The sequence below is a fragment of the Dactylosporangium sp. NPDC006015 genome (assembly GCF_040614215.1).
GTDB lineage: Bacteria > Actinomycetota > Actinomycetes > Mycobacteriales > Micromonosporaceae > Dactylosporangium > Dactylosporangium maewongense.
Map to the genome: position 1 here is coordinate 119,374 of NZ_JBEXUD010000021.1, position 19,533 is coordinate 138,906.

Genomic DNA, 19,533 nt, shown 5'->3' on the forward strand with positions numbered 1-19,533 from the left:
GGGGATCGGTGGCACGATGACCGGGTGTCGCATCGGCGGGCGGTTCTCGGGCTGGGTGCGTTCGTGCTGACCTTCCCCGCGCTCGCTGTCACGGCGCTGGTGATCGAGCGGATCGAACTGGCCGCTGCGCCGGTGCCGGAGTCGGTGCCGGCGTGTGTCGTCGGAGCGGTCACCGGTCTCCCCGAACGAATCGGCGGCCGGGTCGCGGGCACGCCGGCAACCGGCGGCTGCGACTGATGCCCGGCACCACGGCACCGGCATAACGGCCGGATCGGCGGGTAGCGTGCCGCGGTGAACGCACGGACGAATGAGCCACGCGTCGGGATCACACCGAATCTGTTCGGCATCGCGTACGGCCTGACAGGCCTTGCCGGCTGCTGGGGCTACGCCGCGGTGCTGGGATTCGCGCCCGCCCTCGTGTCCGACATCCTGTGCATACTGGCGGCCGCGGTCTGGCTGACGCTGCTCGTCGGCTACGTCACGCAGGTGTCGCGGCGGGCCGGCGGCTGGGGCGCCGAACTGACCGACCCGGTGCTGGGACCGTTCATCTCGGTGATCCCGATCGTCGGCATGCTGCTGTCCATCGGCCTGATGCGGCACGACCGCGGGGCGGGTCAGTGGCTGTTCGGGGTGTTCGCCATCGTCACGGTCGTGCTGGCCGGGTGGATGACCGGCCAGTGGATCGCCGGCGGCCTCGACATGGACAAGCTGCACCCCGGGTACGTGCTGCCCACGGTCGCCGGAGGGCTCATCGCCACGATCGGCGCGGCGCTCGCCGGCTGGCCTGGCCTCGCCCGGGTGTTCTTCGGCATCGGGCTCGTGTCGTGGCTCGTCATCGAGTCGATGATCCTGGCCCGGCTGTACTTCCGCGGGCCGCTTCCCCCGCAGCTGCAACCCACCCTGGCGATCCTGGCGGCGCCGCCCGCCCTCGCCGGCCTGGCGTACCTGGCCATCACCCACGGCAAGGTCGACGCCGTGGCCTTCGGGCTCGCCGGCTACACGCTCCTGGCGGCCCTCGTCCAGCTCCGGCTCATCGGCATGTACCGCCACCTGCGCTTCAGCTCCGGGTTCTGGGCGTACGCGTTCCCGTACGCGGCGGTCGCCACGTTCGGGCTGCACTGGATCGCCTACGGCCACCCACCGGGAGCCCGGATCTGGGCCTGGGTCGTCATCCTGGCGATCACCGCGCTCGTCGCCGCCCTCGCGGCCGAGACGACAGCGGCGCTCGCCCGGCACCGCTTCCTGCCGCAGCTGCGCTGAACCTCACCGCCGGCGGGTCGGCCGGTACACGAGCTCCTGGGTGCGCCCGTCGAGGGTCCGGCTCTCGAGCAGCTCGAGGTCGAAGTCGGCGGCGCCCTTGAGGATCGGGCTGGTGCCGGTCAGGCCGGAGATGACCGGGAAGATCGTCACCTGCACGCGGTCGACCAGGCCGGCGGCCATCAGCGCCCAGTTGAGCGACAGGCTGGCCTGCGAGCGCAGCGGTACATCGGACTCCTCCTTGAGCCGCTTGACGATGTCCACCGCGTCGCCGCTGACGATGGTCGCGTCGGGCCAGCCGAGCGTGTCCCGCAACGTGGAGGAGATCACCGTCGCCGGCATCCGCATCGTCCGGACGTTCCACTCGTCGAGGGTGTGGGGGTCGAGGCCGGAGGACATGATCTCGGCGTTCTCCCGGAAGGTGGTGGCGCCGAAGACCATGCGCTGCGGGGTGTCGAACAGTGCGGCGCGGTGCGCGAGCAGCTCGGGGCCCTGCTTGCTCCAGTAGCCGCCCCAGTCGCCGGGCTCGGCGTAGGAGCCGTAGCCGTCGAGCGTGGAGAAGACGTCCCAGGTGTAGACCGCGGTCATGTCGGTTCCCTTCGGTTCCTGCGGCGGCCCTCTGTCGGCCGCCCTCACTCATGTCTACGAACGGCCGCCACCCGATCCGACACACCGCACCAGGATATTTCCGCGGGAGTGCGCGTGCCCGAAGCAACGGCGGAGAACTGGATGTTCGGCGGTGCCCTTGTCGCCGGCCGACGTGCACGATTCGGCCATGACGGCACGCGACGACGATGTGGACACCGATGCCCCCGAAGGTCCGGTTCCGGCGGCCGGACGTGGGCAACGGGTGCTCGACGTGCTGGACAAGGCGATCGGTGTCCACGGCTCGCTGGTGGCCAGGAACATCGCCCGGGCCCGCCAGCGGAACCCGGACGCGACACCGGCGCAGGTGATCCGCAACCTGGAGCGGATGTACGTCAGCGCCCTGGCCGGGACGGGTGCCGCGGTCGGCGGGGCCGCGGCCGCGCCCGGCGTCGGCACGGGGGTCGCGCTGGCGCTGTCGGCGGGCGAGGTGCTCTCATCGCTCGAGCTGACCGCCCTGTTCGCGCTCTCGGTCGCCGAGATCCACGGCGTCCCCATCGACGAGCTGGAGCGCCGCCGGACGATCGTGATGGGCATCATGCTCGGCGGGACCAGCTCCGCCACCATCAGCAAGGTCGCCGAGCGCACGGGGCAGCACTGGGGGCGTCAGGTCGTCGCCAAGGTGCCGACCGAGACGTTGCGGCAGATCAACAAGATCCTGGGCAGGAACTTCATCACCAAGTACGGGACCAGGCAGGGCATCATCGTGCTCGGCCGGGTGGCGCCGTTCGGCATCGGCGCGGTGATCGGCGGTGGCGCCAACGCCGCCGTCGCCAGTCTGGCCGTGCGGGCCGCTCGCCGCGCGTTCGGCCCGCCCCCGGAAGTGTGGACGTACGAGGGCGAGGTGGTGGATGTCGTCGACGTTCCCTAAGCGGCGTTTCCGACCCGCTGGACGTCGCCGTCCCACCAGTCGCCGGTGATGCCGGAGGCGAGCGCGATGTCGCGGGCCGCGGTGTAGGCGGCGAGCGCGCCGTCGCGGTCGCCGAGTGCCTCGCGGGCCCGGCCGACCGAGCCGAACAGCGCATTGGCGCGGAAGAACCGCTCCCGGTCCTTGCCGCCCTCCACGGTGGTGGGTGTCGTGTCCGCCGCCTCCGGCCCGGCCGTGCGCAACGCCTGCTCGCACAGGTCCTGGGCGCGGGCGCGCAGCGCGGCGGCCTCGTCGTCGCCGGGCGTGTAGGCCTGCTTCTTGAGCAGCCGCTCGATGCCTTTGCGTGCGGTGTCGCGGCCGTACCGGCGGACCTGCTCGACGAGCCACAGATCCTCACCGGCGGCCCGCAGCGCGGTGGCCTCCGCGGCCCGGGCCAGGGCCACCGCGCGCCTGGCGGCGAGACCGCCCGAGAACCGGACGTCGTTCCAGTACGCCTCGCCGCGGTTCCGTTTGGCGTCCGGTGCGCCGATGGTCCGCTCGACCAGGGCCCAGTCGTCGTCGGCGGCAGGGTCGCCGACCGCCAGCCGGCACTCGTGCCGGGCCGCGGCCAGCTCGGCCACGCGGACGCCGCCGTCGATGCAGGCGGTCAGCCACGGGATCGCCTCCGCGTACGCCCGCTGCCGGGCCAGCGCCAGCCCCATGTCCTCGGCGCCACCGAGCGCCACCATGCCGGCGGCGTCCGGGTCGGTCGTCAACGCCAGCAGGAACCGGAGCGCCTCGTCGTGCTTGAGCCCTTCCGACCACATCCACTCACCGATCGCATGCGCGGAGAGGTGCGCGAGGGCCAGCCGGTCGAACGGGTCGCTCACCCCGACGCCGGCCTGCAGCGCCTTGACGGTGCCGGTGGCGTTCCAGGACTTGCGGCCGGCGATCCGGTCCACGACCGGGCTGCGGCGCTGGACCTCCGCCAGTAACGACACCGGCACCTGGTGATGGCCGGTGTAGTCCTTGTCGCTCGTCCACGGCGGGACACCCCAGTCGCCGTCGGTGGCCGCCAGGAGCCGATGGACCAGGGCCGCCTCGGTCCGCTCGCCCGCCGCTTCGAGGCAGGCCGCGGCCTCCCGCAGCGGTGCTCCGGCGTGCTCGTCGTCGAACTGTGCCCAGTCGCGTCCCTCGTTGCCCTCGCGGATCAGCGACGGGATGACCACCGGCGGCGGCAGGACCGCGGCCCAGAACCGGTGCGCCAGCACCGCGTAGGCGGACAGCCGCCCGACCACCCGCCGCTCGGCCCCGTCCACCTCGACCGTGAGCTCCAGGTCCGGCCCGTGCACCTCGACCCGGAACTCCGGCACCGGCCGCGACACCCCGAGCCAGAACTCGGCGTACCCGGCGAACACCGCCGACAGACTCCCGGCCAGCTTGGACATGCGCCGCACCCTACCGGCCCTGGTGGTCGTGGCGACCGGCAGTGTCCGTGCCGAACCCGGGCGTGTCGGCGCCTGATGCTGGCACGATGGATCGATGGTGACGATTCGACGGTTCGACAATGCTGACGCCCACGCCGTGGCCGGCATCATCGAACGCTGCCTGCGCGAGGTCAACAGCCGCGACTACCCGAGCGAGATCATCGAGCGGATGTGCGTCCACTTCACGGCGCAACGCGTCCAGGAACTCGCCGCGCAACGGCAGATGTTCGTCGCCGAAACAGACGGGATCACCGGCACGATCTCCCGCGACGGCAACAAGGTCCACAGCATGTTCGTCCACCCGACGTCCGCCGGCCGCGGCATCGGACGACTCCTCCTGCGCCACATCGAGGCGCTGGCCGTGACCGACGGCTACGACCACATGGAGACCAGCGCGAGCATCACCGCGCACGACTTCTACCGCCGGCTCGGCTACGTCGACGTCCGCTCCATCGAGACGGACTTCGGCCTGAACCACATCCTGCGCCGGGACCTGCCCTGACGGCCGTTCACCTCCTGCCGCGGTACCGTCACCGGCCGCACAGCGAGTCGGCGGCGGTGCCGAACCTCCCACGATGTCCCGCAGCCCGCCGGGGTACCGGTCACGAATACTCGCCCAGGACGAGAACTCCACGGCCGCCCCGAGCGTGTCCCCGGCGTGCACACCCAACAAGCCCCCCGGCCACCCGATCCCGACGATCCACTACCCGCCCTGTCGCGTCGACGCCCACCGCACCGCTACTCGGCGCTCTGATCTGGCTCGGTGATGTCCTCGGCCATCGCGAGCAGCTCCGGTGCAAGCTTCGTGCGCGCGGCCAGCACCTCGACGCCGACGAGGCGGCCGGATCCGTCGAAGTCCAGATTGATCATTCCGTCGACCCCGATCGGGTCGCACGCGTACATGCGGGCCACTCTGGCGCCCTCGGCTCCGGGCTTGAGGTAGATGTAGGCCGCATTCACGGTCTCGTCGTAGGTGACCTTCAACTGAGCCATGCCCCAGCGTCCCACGACGGTCAATCTTGCCTGTTGCAGGCGAAATGCTTCCAGAGCTTCAACGACGTTCACGCGTCGGCGTAGCCTGAAACGCCATGGCGGTCCGGACCGTGCCGTACGGCGGCTGAAGCCGGGCGCCACTCGCGCTGTTCCGTTACAACTCGAAGTGCCGCCAGGACGGACCGGCGTACGCCGGCGGGTCCTCGCGGCCCCCCTTGATGCTGTGCCACCGCGCGGGCCAGTCGGCGGTGGGTCCGGCGAGCATCGCCCGCACCGCGGCGGCGCTCTCGTCGGGCCGCTGCGGGTCCCACGGGGCGTCCACCCAGATCTGGTACTCGTCCGGCTCCTCGAGCCACACCTCGAGTTCTCCGGTGCCGATCACGCCGACCCGCACGCCCTCGATCCCTGACGGCAGGGCAAGGCCGGCGAGGATGAGCCGCCCGGCCCGGTGCATCGCCGTCTCCCAGCTGCGGTCGGCCTCGATGCGGGCAACCTCGGCGTCGTACGCCGCGGCATCGAACAGGATCGTGCGCCGCTCGCCCACATGACGAACGCCGCGCCGGTCACCCACCTCCCAGCGCACCACGTCGCCCTCGCGGCGGACCCGCGCTTCGATCGCGCAGCAGTCCGGGCCGCAGCTCGGGCAGCAGGCAAGCGTTGCGGTCGTGAGGTCGCCGGTCGCCACGAAACGGTTCACCGGCACCAGCGCGTCCCACGGGTCCGGGCCGTCGTCGCCGTTGGCGTGGCTGATGTCGACGCCGTCGATCCGCACGATCACCCGCACCTGCTCGGCGGACCGCGCATGCAGCGCTCTCTCGAGCGACAACGACAGCGACGACACCACGACCGCATCCTACGGCTACGCGTGCAGCCGATGAGTTGAGACGTTCGGCCTCAGCCCTGTACGAGGACCCAGACTCGGTCGAAGCAGCCGATGGCAAGATCCTCACTGCGGATCCAGAAGTACAGCTTGCCCATGTCGCCCCACATCCACTCGATCCCGAGGCCGTGCAAGTCGGTGTCCACCTGCCACAGCAGCCGCCAGCCTGCGGCGTCGGTCTGGAGTTCCGGGACGCGTGGGTCGCGGTAGCCGGCCGCCGTGAGTTCGATGCCGTTGGTGACGAGTTGGCAGTCGAGATGCATCGGATGCTGCTGCGGTTCCGGCCATCCGAAGGCGCGGTGAACGCGACCGGGTCCCTCATCGAGCCGGAGGCGTTCGTAGGTCAGGGATGCAGGAGTGGCCCAGGCCCAGATGGCTTCGATCGCAGGTTCATCCGATTGCGGCATCGTCAGCACCCGGCGTCCCTCCGCAGCAACGGCTGGATAGGTGACCGCGCCGACGGGCGGCTGCGCGGGGGAAGCGGTGGCAGTGTCGGTGGCAATGACCCGCCAGGCCCGGACGTCCTGCGGGGTAAGGCCCCAGCCGGCCTCTTCCTCCACGTCGAAGAAGAAGCAGAGCAGGCTGTCGGCCGGCAGGAGCTGCTCGCCGATCCACCGGTTCAGCTCGTCGCAACGCCACTGGCCGATCAGACTCAGCGGTCGGCCGTCGTCCTTCGTCGGCCATGCGAAGCCCATGCCAACGAGCGGCACACCCCCGAACCGGGTCACCGCAGCGTCCGCGTCACACGCTTCGGTTGGCTGGATACGCACCGACGGCAACTATGAGTGCACGATCTGCCGCAGGTAACGCGCGCCGGGATTACCTTCGCGAGTGCTGGCGGTACTGGCCAGGGGCCAAGCCTTGCTCCCGTTTGAACGCTTTGGCGAAGGCGAATTCGGAGGTGTATCCGGCGCTCTGCGCTATGGTCTGCACCGATTTGTTGCTGTCGCGCAACAGTCGCGCTGCCAAGGTCATCCGCCACCAGGTCAGGTAGCCGAGGGGTGGTTTGCCGACCAGTGAGGTGAACCGGCGAGAGAAGGCCGCCCGCGACAGCCCGGCCTTCGCGCCCAGCGCTTCGACCGTCCACTGCCGGGCGGGTTCCTGGTGGATGTGGCGCAGCGCCGCGGTGATCGCGGGATCGGCCAGCGTCGCGGCCCAACCGGTGGCCGGGCCGCCCTCGGTCTGGTCGGCGAGCCAGGCCCGCAGGATGTAGAGCAGCATCATGTCCAGCAGAGCCGAAACGACGGCTTCGGTTCCGTGGCCGGGGTTGGCGATCTCGTCGCCGAGCAGGTTGACAGCAGCGTGCAGCGGCGAGCGGTGGCCGAGGCGAGCCGGCAGGTGAATCACCTCGGGCAGTTCCTGGAACAGTGGATGCGGCCGGGTCTGGTCGAGCGTGTAGGCGCCGCACAACAGGATCGTGGCGGCGCCTTCGCCGTCGTCGGCACTCGGCACCACCTCCGGCAGGGCGGCCGAGGGTGCGCCCGCCAGCGGCCTGGACAGGCTGTCGGCCAGCGCGTGCCCGCAACCGTGCGGCAGGCACACCACATCGCCCGGACCCAGCGCGATCGTCGCGCCATCCGGCGGGATCAGCCAGCACGTCCCTTCCAGCACCACGTGAAAGCCGGCCCCGGAGAACGGCTCGGCCCGCACTCCCCACGGGACACGTTTGCGGATCTCGGCGGAATGTGGCCGCCCCGTGCGCATGACGCGGATGGCGTCACTGAGTACGTCCATCTCCAGATCGTATCGCCTGACGGCACCGATCGAGACGATCAGACATGGATCGAAGACCTAGAGCCATGGAGAGCGGTCTTTGATCTCCATACGGTGAATGCAGTCAACCGATCGGTCCGTCTACCAGAGGAGCAGTACATGAGCCACTACACCGCCGTCGCGACCGCCACCGGCCGCGACGGCCGCGCCTTCAGCTCGGACGGCAAGTTGGACGTCACGCTCGCCCTCCAGAAGGAGTTGGGCGGCACCGGCGACGGCACCAACCCCGAGCAGTTGTTCGCGGCCGGCTACGCCGCCTGTTTCGCCACCTCGATGCAGCTGGTGGCGCAGAAGAAGAAGATCGACGTCTCCGGCATGTCGGTCACCGCTGAGGTCGGCCTCGTCCCGAACGGGCAAGGCGGCTTCCGTCTCGAAGTCACCCTGCGGACGAAGCTGCCGGAAAGCCTGCCCCGGGAAGCCGGTCGCGAACTCATCGAGGCCACTCACCAGGTGTGCCCGTACTCCCACGCCACACGCGGCAACATCCCAGTCGAACTGCTCGCCGGGTAACCGCCGGACGCCGCCTGGATCGCGACCACCGGAGTCCGCGACGCAGGAACCCGCCGCATGACACAGCTCGGTGAGCCCACCAGACTCATCAGCAAGACAAGGACCAGAGGGAGCACATCGTGACCGAGTGGACCAACGACATGGCCATCCAACGCTGGGGAACGATGCCCCGCACCTTGTTGGAGCAGATGGCGCACGACGGCGACTTCGCCAAGCGCCACCTGATCAACCCCGTCCTGTTGCGCATGCTCGGCGACGTGGCCGGGCGGCGGGTGCTCGATGCGGGCTGCGGCAACGGCTACCTCAGCCGGATGCTGGCCGGGCGCGGCGCCCGGACCGTCGGCGTCGAGCCCGGCCAGTCCCTGTTCGACTTCGCGGTGGAGCAGGAAGCCGTTGCGCCGCAAGGCATCCGGTACATTCAGGTTGACCTGTGCGCCCTGCCGGACCTCGGCGCACCGTTCGACGCCGTGGTCGCCAGCATGGTCCTGCCCGCGATCCCGGACTGGACCGGCGCCATGCAGGCGTGCGTGCACGCGCTCAAACCCGGCGGACTGTTCGTGTTCACTGTCAACCACCCCTGCTTCGAACAGCTGTGGACCGCCTGGCGCGACCACGGTGAGTACCGCACGCACCGCTACCTCGCCGAGTACGAGATCCCCGGGCCCAGCGGCGCCAACTTCCACCGCACCCTCTCGACCTACCTCAACCAGCTCACCAGCCTCGGCTGCCACCTGACCGAGATCGCCGAGCCCGGACTCGCCCCCGACGTCGCCTCCGACGGCCCCGACGGCATCGACGCCTACGTCCACTTGCCGAACTTCCTCATCGTCGCCGCACGACGCGCAACCTGACCATCGCGGCCCGACCTGCCGCGCCGCCGGTCACGATCTTGGCGTCCGGAGCCGCTGTCCGCTCGTTGCTGCGCAGTGAGAATCCGCGTGCCGTCGCTGTCGGCGCCGACGCCGTTCGCTGCCGGACTTGATCTGTGCAGGGCGCGAAGCCGGTTCGCTGCGGGCGTAGCGGTCGAGGCTGCTGGACGCGGACCCGCTGCTCTACCGTTCGGTCATGTCCGACGTCCTGCTGGTGCATGACCTCGTCGAGCGGCTCACCGGCTGGCTGCCGCGGCTGATGCCATCCGGCGCGCGACGCGACGCGCTCATCGCCGTGCTCACCGAACGGTTTGGGGCCGCGGACACCCCGGTCACCGGCGCCGACTGCGTGGCGATCGAACAGTGTGCGTGGACGGTCTCCCGCCATCTCGCGCTCACCTTCGAGCCCGGCGGCACCGGCCGGCCCGACACCGTGTCGCCGGGGTGGCCGGATCCCGACCCGGACGTGGTCCGGGCTCGGGCCGCGTGCGTTTCGCAGGTGCGGCGGCTGGCGGACGGCACCTGCCTCATCAGCGTCGATGACCTCGACGCCGTCAGCCTCGCCCAGCCGTATCTCGACGCCGCGTTCGCCCTCGCTCACGGCTCGGCCCGGATCCTGCTCGACCTGCGCGCCAACGGGGGCGGCGACCCGGCAACGGTGGCGCACATCGCCGGCCGGCTGCTTGGCGATACGCCGACGCAGCTGTCCGAGGTCGTCTACCCGGACCGGCGGCGCCAGTGGTGGACACCCGCCCTGCCGTCCGGCACGAGTCTGCGGCAGCCGGTCGCCGTCCTCGTCGGCCCGGGCACGTTCTCGTCCGGCGAAGCGCTCGCGTATCACCTGCAGGCACGGGGCAGGGTGGCCGTCGTGGGTGAAACCACGCCCGGCGCCGCCGATCACATCACGCCGATCCGGCTGGCGCCGACGGTCCTGGCGTACCTGCCCGAGGCCTACGTCGTCGACAGCATCACCGGCACCAACTGGGAGGGCGCCGGCGTCGTGCCCGACGTCGTCAGCCCGCCCGACACGGTGATCGAGACCGCGGTGGAGGCGCTGCGCTGACGGCTGCTGGGTGAGCCGGGCCAGGATCAGGGCAGTTCGCAGGGCCGTCAGGAATCTTTCCGCGCGGGTCAGCCGCTGGCCTTCGGGAGCACGAATTCGGCGAACACAGCCCGGTGGTCGCTCCCCGCGATGCGATGGATCACGACCTTCCGCACTCCGACGCGCTTGTCGGCGAGGATGTGGTCGAGCGTCACGCTCGGGAAGTACCACCGGTTGTCGTAGGGCCACGACGTGGACAGCCCGGCACCGGCGGTGTCGGCGGCGTCGTGGTACCCCTTCGCCACCACCCCGCGGAACGCCTCGTGGTCGAGGGTCGAGTTGAAGTCGCCCATGAGCACGATGACCGGCCCGTTCGGGGTCGCGGCCGGTTGCGCCGCGAGATCGGCGTGCCAACAGGCGTCCGTCACGCGGCCCATCGGGGCGCATGGGTGCGCCGACTCGACGTACACCTCCGGGGCGCCCGGCACCTGTACTCTGCCGTGCGCCTGCATGAAGCCGCCGGCGAGCTGTCGGTACCCCTTGTCGGCGAGCGGGAAGCGGCTGTAGACGGCCGAGCCGCCCGCGTCGGCCCGCGGGTAGGTGACCGCGTCCGGCAGTGTCTCCTCCAGCCCGGCCGCATGCAGTGCGGCACGCGCTTCGGCGGTGTACTCCTGGACGGCGAGCAGGTCGACGGCGCCGTCGCGGACGAGGCGCACGATCTGGCCGGGGTCGGCCTGGCCGTAGAGCATGTTGACGGTCATCACCCGCAGCGTCGGTCCTGTCTGAGCCCCGGCGTCGGTGTCGGCGATCCAGCGCGGCAGGACGCACGCGGCCAATGCGACCACCACCCCCGCAGCCACGACCGCCGGCCAGATCCGTTTCGTCAGCACCGCGAGCGCCAGCGGCACGAACGAGACCACCGCGACGTACGGGGTGAAGGCGAGGAGCTGGATGGTCGGGTAGCCGCTCTCCAGGCCGAACACCCGCACCGCCGCCCATACCGCGAACGGCGCCATGATCAGCCACAGCAGCACGGTCAACCACCGCCGCCGCTGTAGGGTCGCAGCAGCCGACGTGCCCGGCAGAGTCTCCTCGGTGCTGATCATCCCGCTAAGGGTAGGGGACCAGGCGAGTCGTCACGTGGCGGGTCGTTGGACGAGCGCTCAGTCCCCTGGGGTGAGGCGGAACACCGGCCAGCCGATCTCGGTGCGCCAGTCGGCCGGCGTCGGGGTGTCGCGGGGGCCGACCACGTAGGTCTCGTCGACCGGGCCGTCGACGGCCAAGGCATGCTCGACCACCCAGGATCCCAATCGGCCGTACGTCACGTCGATGTCGTCGTGCCGGCCGGAGTGCACGGCTACGGCGACGTCGACCGGTGGCAGTTCGACGATCTCGATGCGGCCGCTCACGCGGGGTTCACGGACCGGGCGGTACACCGTCATCGTCCCGGCGCCGGCGGTGAACAGCTCGTTGGCGTAACGCCCGCCGGGTGGGCCGGTGCGCTCGGACGGGCCGAACGCGGCGTCGAGCTCGGCCATCGTGGCGTCGTACCAGCTGGTCGAGTCCTCCAGTGTGACGTGGCCGCGGATGGCGGCGACGGTACGGGCGGGCACGGAGCGCAGCTCGACCTGGAGGTCCTCCGGGTCGGGGCGCAGCAGGCGGCGCAGCGACACGACGGCGGCCCGGGTCCGGTCGAGCTCCGCCTCCAGCCGGCGCAGGTGCTCGGCGATGAGGTCCGCGCGCCGTTGCGGGTCGCCGGAGGCGAGGATGGACTTCACATCCGCGAGGGGTACGTCGAGCTCGCGCAACCGGTGGATGACCTGTGCGGACGGGATCTGCTCGGGGGAGTAGTAGCGGTAGCCGGTGAACGGGTCGACGGTGGCCGGCTCGAGCAGGCCGGCTTCGTGGTACCGGCGCAGCGTCCGCACGCTCAGGTGGGTCAGCGTGGCGAACTCCCCGATGGTCAGTCCTTGGCGCATGCCTCCAGTGTTGACCCTCTCCCTGCGGGAGACTCCACCGTTGGCCTCATGAACCTTCCCCCAGCGATCACGACATACCTGACCGCTCACAACGCCCGGGACGTCGACAGGGCGATCACGTCGTACGCACCCGACGCCACCGTGATCGACGACGGCCGCAGCCATCACGGCACGGATGAGATCCGCGAGTGGCTGGCCGGCGCGGCGTCCGAGTACACGTACACCACCGAACTCATCTCCGTCACGCGGCTCGGCGAGGATCGCTACGACGTGGTGCAGCATCTGGAAGGCGACTTCCCGGGCGGGGTGGTCGACCTGCACTACCGGTTCACCCTGCGCGGCTCCGCCATCGTCCGGCTGGTGATCGAGCCGTGAGGACGTGGTTCGCCGCAATGGCCGAGGACCCTCCTCCGCGCCGGGGACGTGAGGCAGGACCTCCGGCACCCTCGCCGGGCGGTCACGTCAGCGGGAGTTGTTTCGGCCCGGCCTGCCCTTGAACCGCCTCTGTACGATGCACCGCGCGTTTCAAGATCGCATCGCGTCAACGTACACAAGGCATTCAGGAGCGTTCCACATATGCTGTCCCAGCTGCAGTATCACGCGCGTTCGTTGGCCCTGGCCGGGCGAACCGCGGAGATTTCACCCGACGCCGTCGCGGCCATCGACCGGTTCGCGGCTGCGCGCGGCTTCCCGCTGCCCGCATCGGTGCGGGAGTGGTATTCACTCACCGCCGGCCAGGAGACGCTGCGCGCGTTCAGCAACGAGGACCGCGTGTACGCGGCCCACGAGCTGGGCCGGATGGAGGAGTACTGGCCCGGCGACGAGTCCGACCAGGAACGCGAGTGGGATCTGGTCGCCGAGCGTCAGCTGCTGCCGTTCATGATCGAGAATCAGGGAGTCTGCTTCTGGGCGGTCATGCTCGACGGCAGCGACGACCCGCCCGTGATGATCTCGTTCGACGACCTGGAGCCCACCGACGAGTGGACGATGCTCACGGCTTCGTTCTCGGATCTGGTGTACACCCGGATCTGGGACCACCAGGCGATGTGCGGCGAACGGACGCTCCGGGCACCGGTGACGAGCTTCGACCCGGCCGCCTGGGCGGGTCTCGGTACACGGTTGGAGGAGCGGCCCACGGACAGCAACGGCCAGCGGCACCGGTTCGCCGGAAGCGCCGACGACCAGCGGGTCCTGCTGGAGAAGGACGCGTGGGGCCAGACCGGCCAGTGTTACCTGTGGGCGGCCAGCGACGACCTGCTCGTCGACCTCGTCACCACCGTGCGGGCAGCCAGCGGCCTGGCGACGCAGCTCAGCACGTACTGGGGCGCGGAGGCCCTCGACCGCATCGGCCATCGCCTGGAAGCCTGAACCATCTCGCCGCCGCGCGCGGCACGGCCCGGGGGCTCGTGGTGTCGAACCACCGTCCCCGGCCGGCCGCCCTGTCGTAGTTCAGGCGGAGAGCAAGCCGCCATCGATGATCACGGACTGTCCCGTCAGGTAGGCCGAGCCCGGACCGAGCAGGTACACGATGAGGGCGGCCACCTCCTCCGGATCGCCCTGCCGGCCCAGCGGCACCCGCGCGACGATGCCGTTCAGGGCAGCGTCGGTGTCGGCCTGGGCGTTCCAGTACGGATCGTTGAACGGGGTGTCGATCCACCCCGGGCACACGCTGTTGACGCGAACTCCGCGGCCCGCGAGCTCGACCGCCAGCGATCGAGTCAGGCTGATGAGTGCACCCTTGGACGCGGCGTAGGCGAACGTGCCGGGGCTGCCGCGATGGGCCGCGGTCGAGCCCGTGAACACGATGCTTCCGCGGGTGTCCGCCAGCGCCGCCACGGCCGCCTGGGCCAGCAGGTAGGGCGCCCGCACGTTCACCGCCATGGTCGCTTCCCACGCCTCGAACGCGAAGGTCTCCAGGGGGGCGACGACGTGCAGGCCGGCGGTCACGACAACGTGGTCGAGCCGCTCGAATGCCTCCAGGGCGGCGTCCACGGCGGCCTTCGGCGCGTGCCGGTCGGCCAGGTCGTGGTGCCCCACGACGATCCGCCCCGGGGCCTCCTGCGCCGCCACCTCCCGGGCCGCCGAGTCATTGACGTCGGCCAGGTAGACGTCGGTGCCGGCGGCGCGCAGGGCCCGCACGGTTGCCCGTCCGATGCCGGTGGCGCCGCCGGCGACCAGCGCGACGGTCACTCGCCCGCCACCGCGTACGCCCGGTAGTTGGCCGATCCCGGGCCGGCCGCACGGTTCTTCACCACGGCGGCCGCGCGGTAGACCGCCGAGCTCGGCGTGGCATCACGGACGACGGCCGGGACGTCACCGCCCTTCGCGTCGCTGCCGGCCAGGGCGTCGAGGATCCGTGCGAGGAACTGGGGCAGGTCGTTGGGCAGCTGCGAGGTGATGAGGTTGCCGTCGACCACGACGGCCTCGTTGCGCCAGTCGCCACCGGCGTGAATCACGTCGTCCTTGATGACGGGGACCGACGTGACGGCCCGCCCCTTCACGATGTCCGCCGTCGCCAGCAGCCATCCCGCGTGGCAGATCGCCGCGACCGGGGCGGCCCGGTCGTTCAGGGCGCGGACGAACTCGACGAAGCGCGGTTCCCGGCGCAGGTACTCGGGCGAGAACCCGCCGGGCACGATCACCGCGTCGAAGTCGTCGGGCGACACGTCCGCGATGCCGACCTCGGCCACCGCCGGGTAGCCCAGCTTGCTGGCGTACACCTCGCCCGCGCGGGAGCCCACGATCGTGACCCGTACACCGGCCTCCCGCAGCCGCAGGACCGGATACCACAGCTCCAGCTCCTGGTACAGGTTCTCGGCCAGGACGGCGACTCGAGCCTTCTGCAGTTCCATTCAGTCCTCCGTCAGACCGCGATCGACAGGATGCGTCGGGGGTTGTGAATCATGATCTGGTCGAGCTGTTCGTCGGTGACGCCCTTGGCCTTCAGGCGCGGCACCCAGCTGGTGAACATGTAGTTGAGGTTGACCTTCTCGTTCTCCAGCTGCGGGTCGGTCTCGGTGACCGTCGCCCGGGGGTTGAAGAACCACCGGTCGAACGACAGGACGATGCGGTTCAGGTAGCCGTCCTCGATGAGCTCGATGAGGGCGTTGGCCATCGCCTCGTCCAGCTCTTCCGCGCTGCCGACGCGCCAGGGAATGCCGATGTGGTCCAGCTGGACGTTCGCGCCCATCTTGAGGACCTCGCGCATCATGTTGACCTGCGGCGGCACGAAGGCGTGGCCGATGATCACCTTGGAGAGGTCCATGCCGACCTCGTCGAGGATCTCGAGCTGCTCGCGTCCCGGGTTCGTGACCTCGAAGTCCATCGGGTCGATGTGGGTGTTGATGCCGCAGCCGGTCGCCATGGCCGCCTTGCCGGCCGCCCGGATCAGGCGGTCCTCCACCTCGTGGACGTGGCGGCCGTACGCGCCCACCGGGCTCGGCTTGGGGAAGACGCTCTCCTGGCCGGTGGCGATCTTGATGGCGCCGGCCTTGTACGGCGTCTGCTGCCAGGCGAACACCATGCCCTCGGTGAGGTCACGCACGAAGAAGTCGGTGAGCTCCTCGACGGTCTGCCGGCGCCAGTAGTACGGCACGCCCATGCGTTCCGGGAAGAACCCGGTGATCGCCACGACGTTGATGCCGGTGCGCTTGGCGACGTCCACCATGAACTGCGGGTGGCGGCCGACCTCGGCCGGGGTCATGTCGATGAGGGTGTTGTAGCCGTTGGGGATCATGCCGGTGACGATTTGATCGCTGACCCGCTCGACGGCGGCGGGGTGGTCGAACACGGTCCGGTGGTCCAGCTCGGCCCCGGGGTAGCCGTAGAGCAGGTGCTCGTGGGTGAGGATGCGGCCCGACTCCTCGGCCGGGACGTCACCGAGCACGGTACGGAAGATCTGCATGACGAACGCTCCTTCGACGTCGGCGAGCGGGGTTCAGCCGGCCAGCTCGGTCCGCAGCCGGGTGAACAGGGAGGGAAGGGCGTCGGCGTCCACCGCGACGCGGTCGGGATCGACGTCGAGGACGAGCTCCCGGACCAGGTGGGCGCCGGAGCCGCTGGCGAAAATGGGCACCTCCGCGGCGCGCAACCGGCGCAGGAGCGCCACCTGCTCGTCGCTGGCCGCCGGGCGGCCGGTCACCGTCCCCGGCACGACCAGTGCGTCCACGTCCTCGGACACGACCTCGCCCGGGACCGTGTCCCCGAGGATCGGGTAGCCCAGGTGGCTCTCACACGGGCCGTCCCCCGGACCGACGACCTTGACCTCCGCCCCCTCCTCCCGGGCGCGCAGGACCGGGTACCAGAACTCGAGCTCCTGGTAGCCGTCGAAGGCGAAGACGACGATCGAACGGTTGGACAACGTCATGGGGATTGACCTGGCCTCTCAAGAGAACTGGTCTAGTACATGAACCAGTTGCAGTTTGCCACACGATGGATCGGCTGGGAAGTTCGTCAGGAGCCGGGCTGAGCCGCTACAAAGCCGCGGTGAACCTGTCGAGTGCGTGCGACGCCGCCCCGAGCAGTGCCGCGTCCTCGTCGTCGCGCACGTGGTGCAGCTCCGTGCGGGCCCAGCGCGGCCGGGTGTGGTCCCAGTGGGTTCGCACCGCCCGGCCGAACCACGTGTCCGGGGCCAGGGGTGCCCCGGCAAGGACGATGCGCTGCGGATCGTGCGTCGCGACGATCGTGCGCAGGCCGGCGGACAGGGCGAACGCGGACCGGTCGAGCACGCCGACCGCCTGGCCGTCGCCGTTCTCGGCGGCGTCCTGCAGGTCTCCGGCGTGCAGGGCGCGCCCGCTGTGTGCGCGGGCGGCGAGCAGGGGGCTCAACCCGTCCTCCGCGAGCGCGCCCGCGGCCTCGGCCAGGACCCGTCCGGAGACCAGCGCCTCGAGGCAGCCGGTGCCGCCGCAGGGGCAGCGGGGGCCGTACACATCGACCACCACATGGCCGAAGTCGCCGGCGCCGCCGAGCCCGGGGTCCAGCGAGCCGTCCCTGATCACCGCTCCGCCGATGCCGGTGCCCATGGTCAGGACGACGGTCGTGCCGTGCGGCCAGCGAGCCGCCACGCCCAGCGCGGTGGCCTGCGCGTCGTTGAGCAGATAGGTGGGCAGCGGCAGGTGCGGGTGCAGCGCCGCCGCAACGTCGGTCCCGTCGGTGAAACCGAGGTTGAGGGCGGTGCCGACGATGCCTTCCTGCACCACGCCCGCGAGTCCCACGCCCACCGCCGCCGGAGGCTGGGCCAGGTCCGCGGTGGTGTGCAGGACCATCTCGGCAACGGTGACGTACTGCTCGGCCAGGCTCGCCGGCTTGGCGCGGCGGTCCTTGCGCACGATCCGGCCGCCCGACACGGCGGCCGTCCGGATCCAGGTCCCACCCCAGTCGACGGCGGCCACGAGAGTGTCGTGACCGCCGTCGACCGCGAGGTCATTCAACGCAGCCCGGCCGGTACTCGCCGGCCACCGAGAACAGGCACGAGGCTGGCTCGTGGCTCATGTTGTAGAACGAGTGCGGCGTGCCGGCCGGGATCCGCACGCCGTCCCAGGCGTCCAGCTCGACCCACTTCTTCGTGCCGGTCAGCTCGACGTGCAGATTGCCCGACTCCACGAAGATCACCTTGTCGGCGCCGTGGCTGTACACGTCGCTGCGCTGGCCGCCCAGGAACGACATCTTCCCGCCGGTGAGGTGCTCGGTGCTGGCCAGGATGCCCACGAGGATCTCGCGGCCCCGCGTGGTGCCCTCCATCCGCCAGAGGATGTCGGCCTCCCGGATCATCCAGGTGGTCCGCTCGCGCGGAAGGTCGCGGGCCATCGGCCAGTTGCCGAGCAGCTCGTCCTGCCCCTGCTTCGGCGGGCCGTCGAGCGGGGGCTGGGCACGCGCGTAGGCGCCGCCCGTTCCGGCCTTGGGGGCGGGCTGGAAGAACTCGAGCATCCGCAGCTGCGTGTTGCTGTGGTTCCACTGGTAGTGCCAGGTGTCCTTGCGGAAGAAGATGGCCTCGCCGGGGTTGACCACGAAGACCTCGCCGGTGACCGGGTTGCTCTGGACCATGCGCCCTTCGAGCACGTAGAAGAGCTCGTCGGCGCCGAACACCGTGGGGTGCTCCGGCGAGGAGATCGCGGAACCGTTCGGCGGCATGCCGACGATGTTGAGATTCATCGTTGCGTCGTCGGCGTAGAACCAGTCGCACAGCCGTCCAGTGGTCTCGTCACCCCACGTGCGCCGCTCAAGGTCTCGGTACCGAAGGACCTGCGGCTCGCGGATGCTCTCGTCTGTCATATCGCCTTCTCGGGTCGGACGCTCTCGCGTTGAGGCCAGCCAAGCAGTCAAGCTAACTGGTCTACATGTTGAACCAGTCTGATGGATCGGGTCGACGGTGTCAAACGACTGCGGCCTGCGCAACAAGCGACTCCCCGGCAGCGGACGGCCTGGCGCTAGGATGCATCCCGGCCGGCGCACACCACAGCGCACCGCAACAAACCAAGGAGGGCAGCCCCGTGGTGAAGGCACTCGACCTCAAGGTCTCCCCGGCCCGGATAGAAGGCCGCAACAACGCGGTCGAGGCCTACCGCGCCCTCCAGGAAGCGCTGACCGTCGGGCAGTTCCCGGCCGGCACCCGGCTGCCCGGTGAGCGCACCCTGGCCGCCGAGCTCGGGGTCAGCCGGGCGACGCTGCGGCAGGTGCTCAGCGCCCTGGCCGACGCCGGACGGATCATGCCGTCGCCGCAGCGCGGCTGGTTCGTTGCCGAGAACCGGCTCGTGCACGAGCCCAACCGGCTGCGCGGGCTCAGCGAGGTCGCACGCGAGCGCGGCATGGAAGCGTCGTCCCGGGTCACGCGGGCCACGGTCCGCCCGGCCACACTGGCCGAGGCGGAGGTCCTGGGCATCGACACGTCCCAGCCGGTGTTCGAGCTGCGCCGGGTCAGGTTCCTGGACGGGTCACCGCTCAGCGTCGACCATTCGTGCCTCGACGCCGTCCGGGTCCCCGGCATCGAGGACGTCGACTTCACCGGCCAGTCGCTCTACGACGTCCTGCGCGACCGGTATGACATCGCGGCCAGCCGGTGCGACTACGAACTCGCGGCGGAGGCGGTCAACGCGATGGAGGCCAAGCTGCTCGGCCTCGAGCCCGGTGATCCGGTGCTGGTCGGTTACCAGAAGACCTTCGACCAGCACGATCAGTGCTTCGACGTGGGCCGTCAGCTGTACCGCGGGGACGCCTACCGATTCCAGGCGTCGCTGTTCCGCTTCTAGCCCTTCT

The 19,533-nt window shown here is 70.5% G+C and carries 24 protein-coding genes; 10 read left to right on the forward strand and 14 right to left on the reverse strand.

Features of this window, described 5'->3' with window-relative positions:
• Nucleotides 1–24 precede the first annotated feature (24 nt).
• Both ABZ321_RS32330 and ABZ321_RS32335 read left to right on the forward strand, forming a co-directional pair.
• Nucleotides 25–237, forward strand: coding sequence for a hypothetical protein (locus ABZ321_RS32330; protein WP_354898339.1), 213 nt, complete (start codon nt 25–27; stop codon nt 235–237).
• A gap of 54 nt (nt 238–291) precedes the next feature.
• Entirely contained in the window at nt 292–1,260 is a 969-nt protein-coding gene (locus ABZ321_RS32335) for a hypothetical protein (protein ID WP_354898342.1), read from the forward strand.
• A 3-nt stretch (nt 1,261–1,263) separates the two neighbouring features.
• On the opposite strand, the gene ABZ321_RS32340 is transcribed toward ABZ321_RS32335, so the two are convergent.
• Complete coding sequence (locus ABZ321_RS32340; RefSeq protein WP_354898345.1) at nt 1,264–1,845, reverse strand: dihydrofolate reductase family protein; 582 nt, start codon at nt 1,843–1,845, stop codon at nt 1,264–1,266.
• Between the two features lie 187 nt (nt 1,846–2,032).
• On the opposite strand from ABZ321_RS32340, the gene ABZ321_RS32345 reads away from it, so the two are divergent.
• Entirely contained in the window at nt 2,033–2,773 is a 741-nt protein-coding gene (locus tag ABZ321_RS32345) for a hypothetical protein (protein ID WP_344509807.1), read from the forward strand.
• Here ABZ321_RS32345 and ABZ321_RS32350 read toward each other — a convergent pair.
• Nucleotides 2,770–4,197 carry a hypothetical protein gene (locus ABZ321_RS32350; protein ID WP_354898349.1) on the reverse strand — a complete coding sequence of 476 codons (1,428 nt, stop codon included), beginning with the start codon at nt 4,195–4,197 and terminating at the stop codon, nt 2,770–2,772. The genes ABZ321_RS32345 and ABZ321_RS32350 overlap by 4 nt on opposite strands.
• 94 nt (nt 4,198–4,291) lie before the next feature.
• Here ABZ321_RS32350 and ABZ321_RS32355 point away from each other — a divergent pair, with 94 nt between their 5' ends.
• Nucleotides 4,292–4,738: a GNAT family N-acetyltransferase gene (locus ABZ321_RS32355; protein WP_354898352.1), complete on the forward strand. Its 447-nt coding sequence runs from the start codon at nt 4,292–4,294 to the stop codon at nt 4,736–4,738.
• Nucleotides 4,739–4,974: 236 nt separating this feature from the next.
• Here ABZ321_RS32355 and ABZ321_RS32360 read toward each other — a convergent pair whose 3' ends face one another.
• From ABZ321_RS32360 to ABZ321_RS32375, 4 genes are all read right to left on the reverse strand, one after another.
• Nucleotides 4,975–5,301, reverse strand: a complete 327-nt coding sequence (locus tag ABZ321_RS32360) for a DUF2283 domain-containing protein (protein WP_344509813.1) — start codon at nt 5,299–5,301, stop codon at nt 4,975–4,977.
• A gap of 82 nt (nt 5,302–5,383) precedes the next feature.
• Nucleotides 5,384–6,073 carry a hypothetical protein gene (locus tag ABZ321_RS32365; RefSeq protein WP_344509815.1) on the reverse strand — a complete coding sequence of 230 codons (690 nt, stop codon included), beginning with the start codon at nt 6,071–6,073 and terminating at the stop codon, nt 5,384–5,386.
• Nucleotides 6,074–6,123: 50 nt separating this feature from the next.
• Complete coding sequence (locus tag ABZ321_RS32370; RefSeq protein ID WP_354898356.1) at nt 6,124–6,879, reverse strand: YwqG family protein; 756 nt, start codon at nt 6,877–6,879, stop codon at nt 6,124–6,126.
• Between the two features lie 49 nt (nt 6,880–6,928).
• Entirely contained in the window at nt 6,929–7,843 is a 915-nt protein-coding gene (locus tag ABZ321_RS32375; protein ID WP_354898359.1) for an AraC family transcriptional regulator, read from the reverse strand.
• 138 nt (nt 7,844–7,981) lie between these two features.
• Here ABZ321_RS32375 and ABZ321_RS32380 point away from each other — a divergent pair, with 138 nt between their 5' ends.
• The 3 genes from ABZ321_RS32380 to ABZ321_RS32390 all read left to right on the forward strand — a co-directional run bounded on the left by ABZ321_RS32380 (nt 7,982) and on the right by ABZ321_RS32390 (nt 10,324).
• Nucleotides 7,982–8,392, forward strand: a complete 411-nt coding sequence (locus ABZ321_RS32380; protein ID WP_344509819.1) for an organic hydroperoxide resistance protein — start codon at nt 7,982–7,984, stop codon at nt 8,390–8,392.
• A 119-nt stretch (nt 8,393–8,511) separates the two neighbouring features.
• Entirely contained in the window at nt 8,512–9,243 is a 732-nt protein-coding gene (locus tag ABZ321_RS32385) for a methyltransferase domain-containing protein (RefSeq protein ID WP_354898362.1), read from the forward strand.
• A 214-nt stretch (nt 9,244–9,457) separates the two neighbouring features.
• Nucleotides 9,458–10,324 carry a S41 family peptidase gene (locus ABZ321_RS32390; protein ID WP_354898364.1) on the forward strand — a complete coding sequence of 289 codons (867 nt, stop codon included), beginning with the start codon at nt 9,458–9,460 and terminating at the stop codon, nt 10,322–10,324.
• Between the two features lie 68 nt (nt 10,325–10,392).
• Here ABZ321_RS32390 and ABZ321_RS32395 read toward each other — a convergent pair whose 3' ends face one another.
• On the reverse strand, nt 10,393–11,409 hold the full coding sequence (locus ABZ321_RS32395) for an endonuclease/exonuclease/phosphatase family protein (RefSeq protein ID WP_354898367.1): 1,017 nt from the start codon (nt 11,407–11,409) through the stop codon (nt 10,393–10,395).
• Nucleotides 11,410–11,466: 57 nt separating this feature from the next.
• Complete coding sequence (locus tag ABZ321_RS32400) at nt 11,467–12,282, reverse strand: MerR family transcriptional regulator (protein WP_354898370.1); 816 nt, start codon at nt 12,280–12,282, stop codon at nt 11,467–11,469.
• A 48-nt stretch (nt 12,283–12,330) separates the two neighbouring features.
• Here ABZ321_RS32400 and ABZ321_RS32405 point away from each other — a divergent pair, with 48 nt between their 5' ends.
• Together ABZ321_RS32405 and ABZ321_RS32410 are read left to right on the forward strand one after the other, a co-directional pair.
• Nucleotides 12,331–12,657, forward strand: coding sequence for a nuclear transport factor 2 family protein (locus ABZ321_RS32405; RefSeq protein ID WP_344509827.1), 327 nt, complete (start codon nt 12,331–12,333; stop codon nt 12,655–12,657).
• Between the two features lie 201 nt (nt 12,658–12,858).
• The gene (locus ABZ321_RS32410) at nt 12,859–13,650 is read left to right on the forward strand and encodes an SMI1/KNR4 family protein (RefSeq protein ID WP_344509829.1); all 792 of its coding nucleotides are present in this window, start codon (nt 12,859–12,861) and stop codon (nt 13,648–13,650) included.
• Nucleotides 13,651–13,731: 81 nt separating this feature from the next.
• Here the strand turns inward: ABZ321_RS32410 and ABZ321_RS32415 are convergent, their stop codons facing one another.
• The 6 genes from ABZ321_RS32415 to ABZ321_RS32440 form a co-directional block, all read right to left on the reverse strand.
• Nucleotides 13,732–14,472, reverse strand: a complete 741-nt coding sequence (locus ABZ321_RS32415; RefSeq protein ID WP_354898374.1) for an SDR family oxidoreductase — start codon at nt 14,470–14,472, stop codon at nt 13,732–13,734.
• Nucleotides 14,469–15,134 (reverse strand): type 1 glutamine amidotransferase domain-containing protein, encoded by a 666-nt coding sequence (locus ABZ321_RS32420; RefSeq protein ID WP_344509833.1) that lies wholly within the window; start codon nt 15,132–15,134, stop codon nt 14,469–14,471. The genes ABZ321_RS32415 and ABZ321_RS32420 overlap by 4 nt, the downstream gene beginning before the upstream one ends.
• An 11-nt stretch (nt 15,135–15,145) precedes the next feature.
• Nucleotides 15,146–16,186 carry a hypothetical protein gene (locus ABZ321_RS32425; RefSeq protein ID WP_344509835.1) on the reverse strand — a complete coding sequence of 347 codons (1,041 nt, stop codon included), beginning with the start codon at nt 16,184–16,186 and terminating at the stop codon, nt 15,146–15,148.
• A gap of 33 nt (nt 16,187–16,219) precedes the next feature.
• Nucleotides 16,220–16,648 carry a DJ-1/PfpI family protein gene (locus ABZ321_RS32430; protein ID WP_354898377.1) on the reverse strand — a complete coding sequence of 143 codons (429 nt, stop codon included), beginning with the start codon at nt 16,646–16,648 and terminating at the stop codon, nt 16,220–16,222.
• Nucleotides 16,649–16,754: 106 nt separating this feature from the next.
• Nucleotides 16,755–17,711 carry an ROK family protein gene (locus ABZ321_RS32435; RefSeq protein WP_354898380.1) on the reverse strand — a complete coding sequence of 319 codons (957 nt, stop codon included), beginning with the start codon at nt 17,709–17,711 and terminating at the stop codon, nt 16,755–16,757.
• Nucleotides 17,704–18,552, reverse strand: coding sequence for a cupin domain-containing protein (locus tag ABZ321_RS32440; protein WP_344509841.1), 849 nt, complete (start codon nt 18,550–18,552; stop codon nt 17,704–17,706). Before ABZ321_RS32440 ends, ABZ321_RS32435 begins: the two co-directional genes overlap by 8 nt.
• 218 nt (nt 18,553–18,770) lie before the next feature.
• Here ABZ321_RS32440 and ABZ321_RS32445 point away from each other — a divergent pair, with 218 nt between their 5' ends.
• Nucleotides 18,771–19,526, forward strand: coding sequence for a GntR family transcriptional regulator (locus ABZ321_RS32445; RefSeq protein WP_344509843.1), 756 nt, complete (start codon nt 18,771–18,773; stop codon nt 19,524–19,526).
• Nucleotides 19,527–19,533: the final 7 nt, after the last annotated feature.

Excerpts from the sequence above, each read along its gene's own strand:
- ABZ321_RS32340 (WP_354898345.1), bottom strand. The coding sequence starts at position 1,845 with ATGACCGCGGTCTACACCTGGGACGTCTTCTCCACGCTCGACGGCTAC.
- ABZ321_RS32345 (WP_344509807.1), top strand. The coding sequence starts at position 2,033 with ATGACGGCACGCGACGACGATGTGGACACCGATGCCCCCGAAGGTCCG.
- ABZ321_RS32350 (WP_354898349.1), bottom strand. The coding sequence starts at position 4,197 with ATGTCCAAGCTGGCCGGGAGTCTGTCGGCGGTGTTCGCCGGGTACGCC.
- ABZ321_RS32355 (WP_354898352.1), top strand. The coding sequence starts at position 4,292 with ATGGTGACGATTCGACGGTTCGACAATGCTGACGCCCACGCCGTGGCC.
- ABZ321_RS32375 (WP_354898359.1), bottom strand. The coding sequence starts at position 7,843 with ATGGACGTACTCAGTGACGCCATCCGCGTCATGCGCACGGGGCGGCCA.
- ABZ321_RS32380 (WP_344509819.1), top strand. The coding sequence starts at position 7,982 with ATGAGCCACTACACCGCCGTCGCGACCGCCACCGGCCGCGACGGCCGC.
- ABZ321_RS32390 (WP_354898364.1), top strand. The coding sequence starts at position 9,458 with ATGTCCGACGTCCTGCTGGTGCATGACCTCGTCGAGCGGCTCACCGGC.
- ABZ321_RS32395 (WP_354898367.1), bottom strand. The coding sequence starts at position 11,409 with ATGATCAGCACCGAGGAGACTCTGCCGGGCACGTCGGCTGCTGCGACC.
- ABZ321_RS32400 (WP_354898370.1), bottom strand. The coding sequence starts at position 12,282 with ATGCGCCAAGGACTGACCATCGGGGAGTTCGCCACGCTGACCCACCTG.
- ABZ321_RS32405 (WP_344509827.1), top strand. The coding sequence starts at position 12,331 with ATGAACCTTCCCCCAGCGATCACGACATACCTGACCGCTCACAACGCC.
- ABZ321_RS32410 (WP_344509829.1), top strand. The coding sequence starts at position 12,859 with ATGCTGTCCCAGCTGCAGTATCACGCGCGTTCGTTGGCCCTGGCCGGG.
- ABZ321_RS32420 (WP_344509833.1), bottom strand. The coding sequence starts at position 15,134 with ATGGAACTGCAGAAGGCTCGAGTCGCCGTCCTGGCCGAGAACCTGTAC.
- ABZ321_RS32425 (WP_344509835.1), bottom strand. The coding sequence starts at position 16,186 with ATGCAGATCTTCCGTACCGTGCTCGGTGACGTCCCGGCCGAGGAGTCG.
- ABZ321_RS32430 (WP_354898377.1), bottom strand. The coding sequence starts at position 16,648 with ATGACGTTGTCCAACCGTTCGATCGTCGTCTTCGCCTTCGACGGCTAC.
- ABZ321_RS32440 (WP_344509841.1), bottom strand. The coding sequence starts at position 18,552 with ATGACAGACGAGAGCATCCGCGAGCCGCAGGTCCTTCGGTACCGAGAC.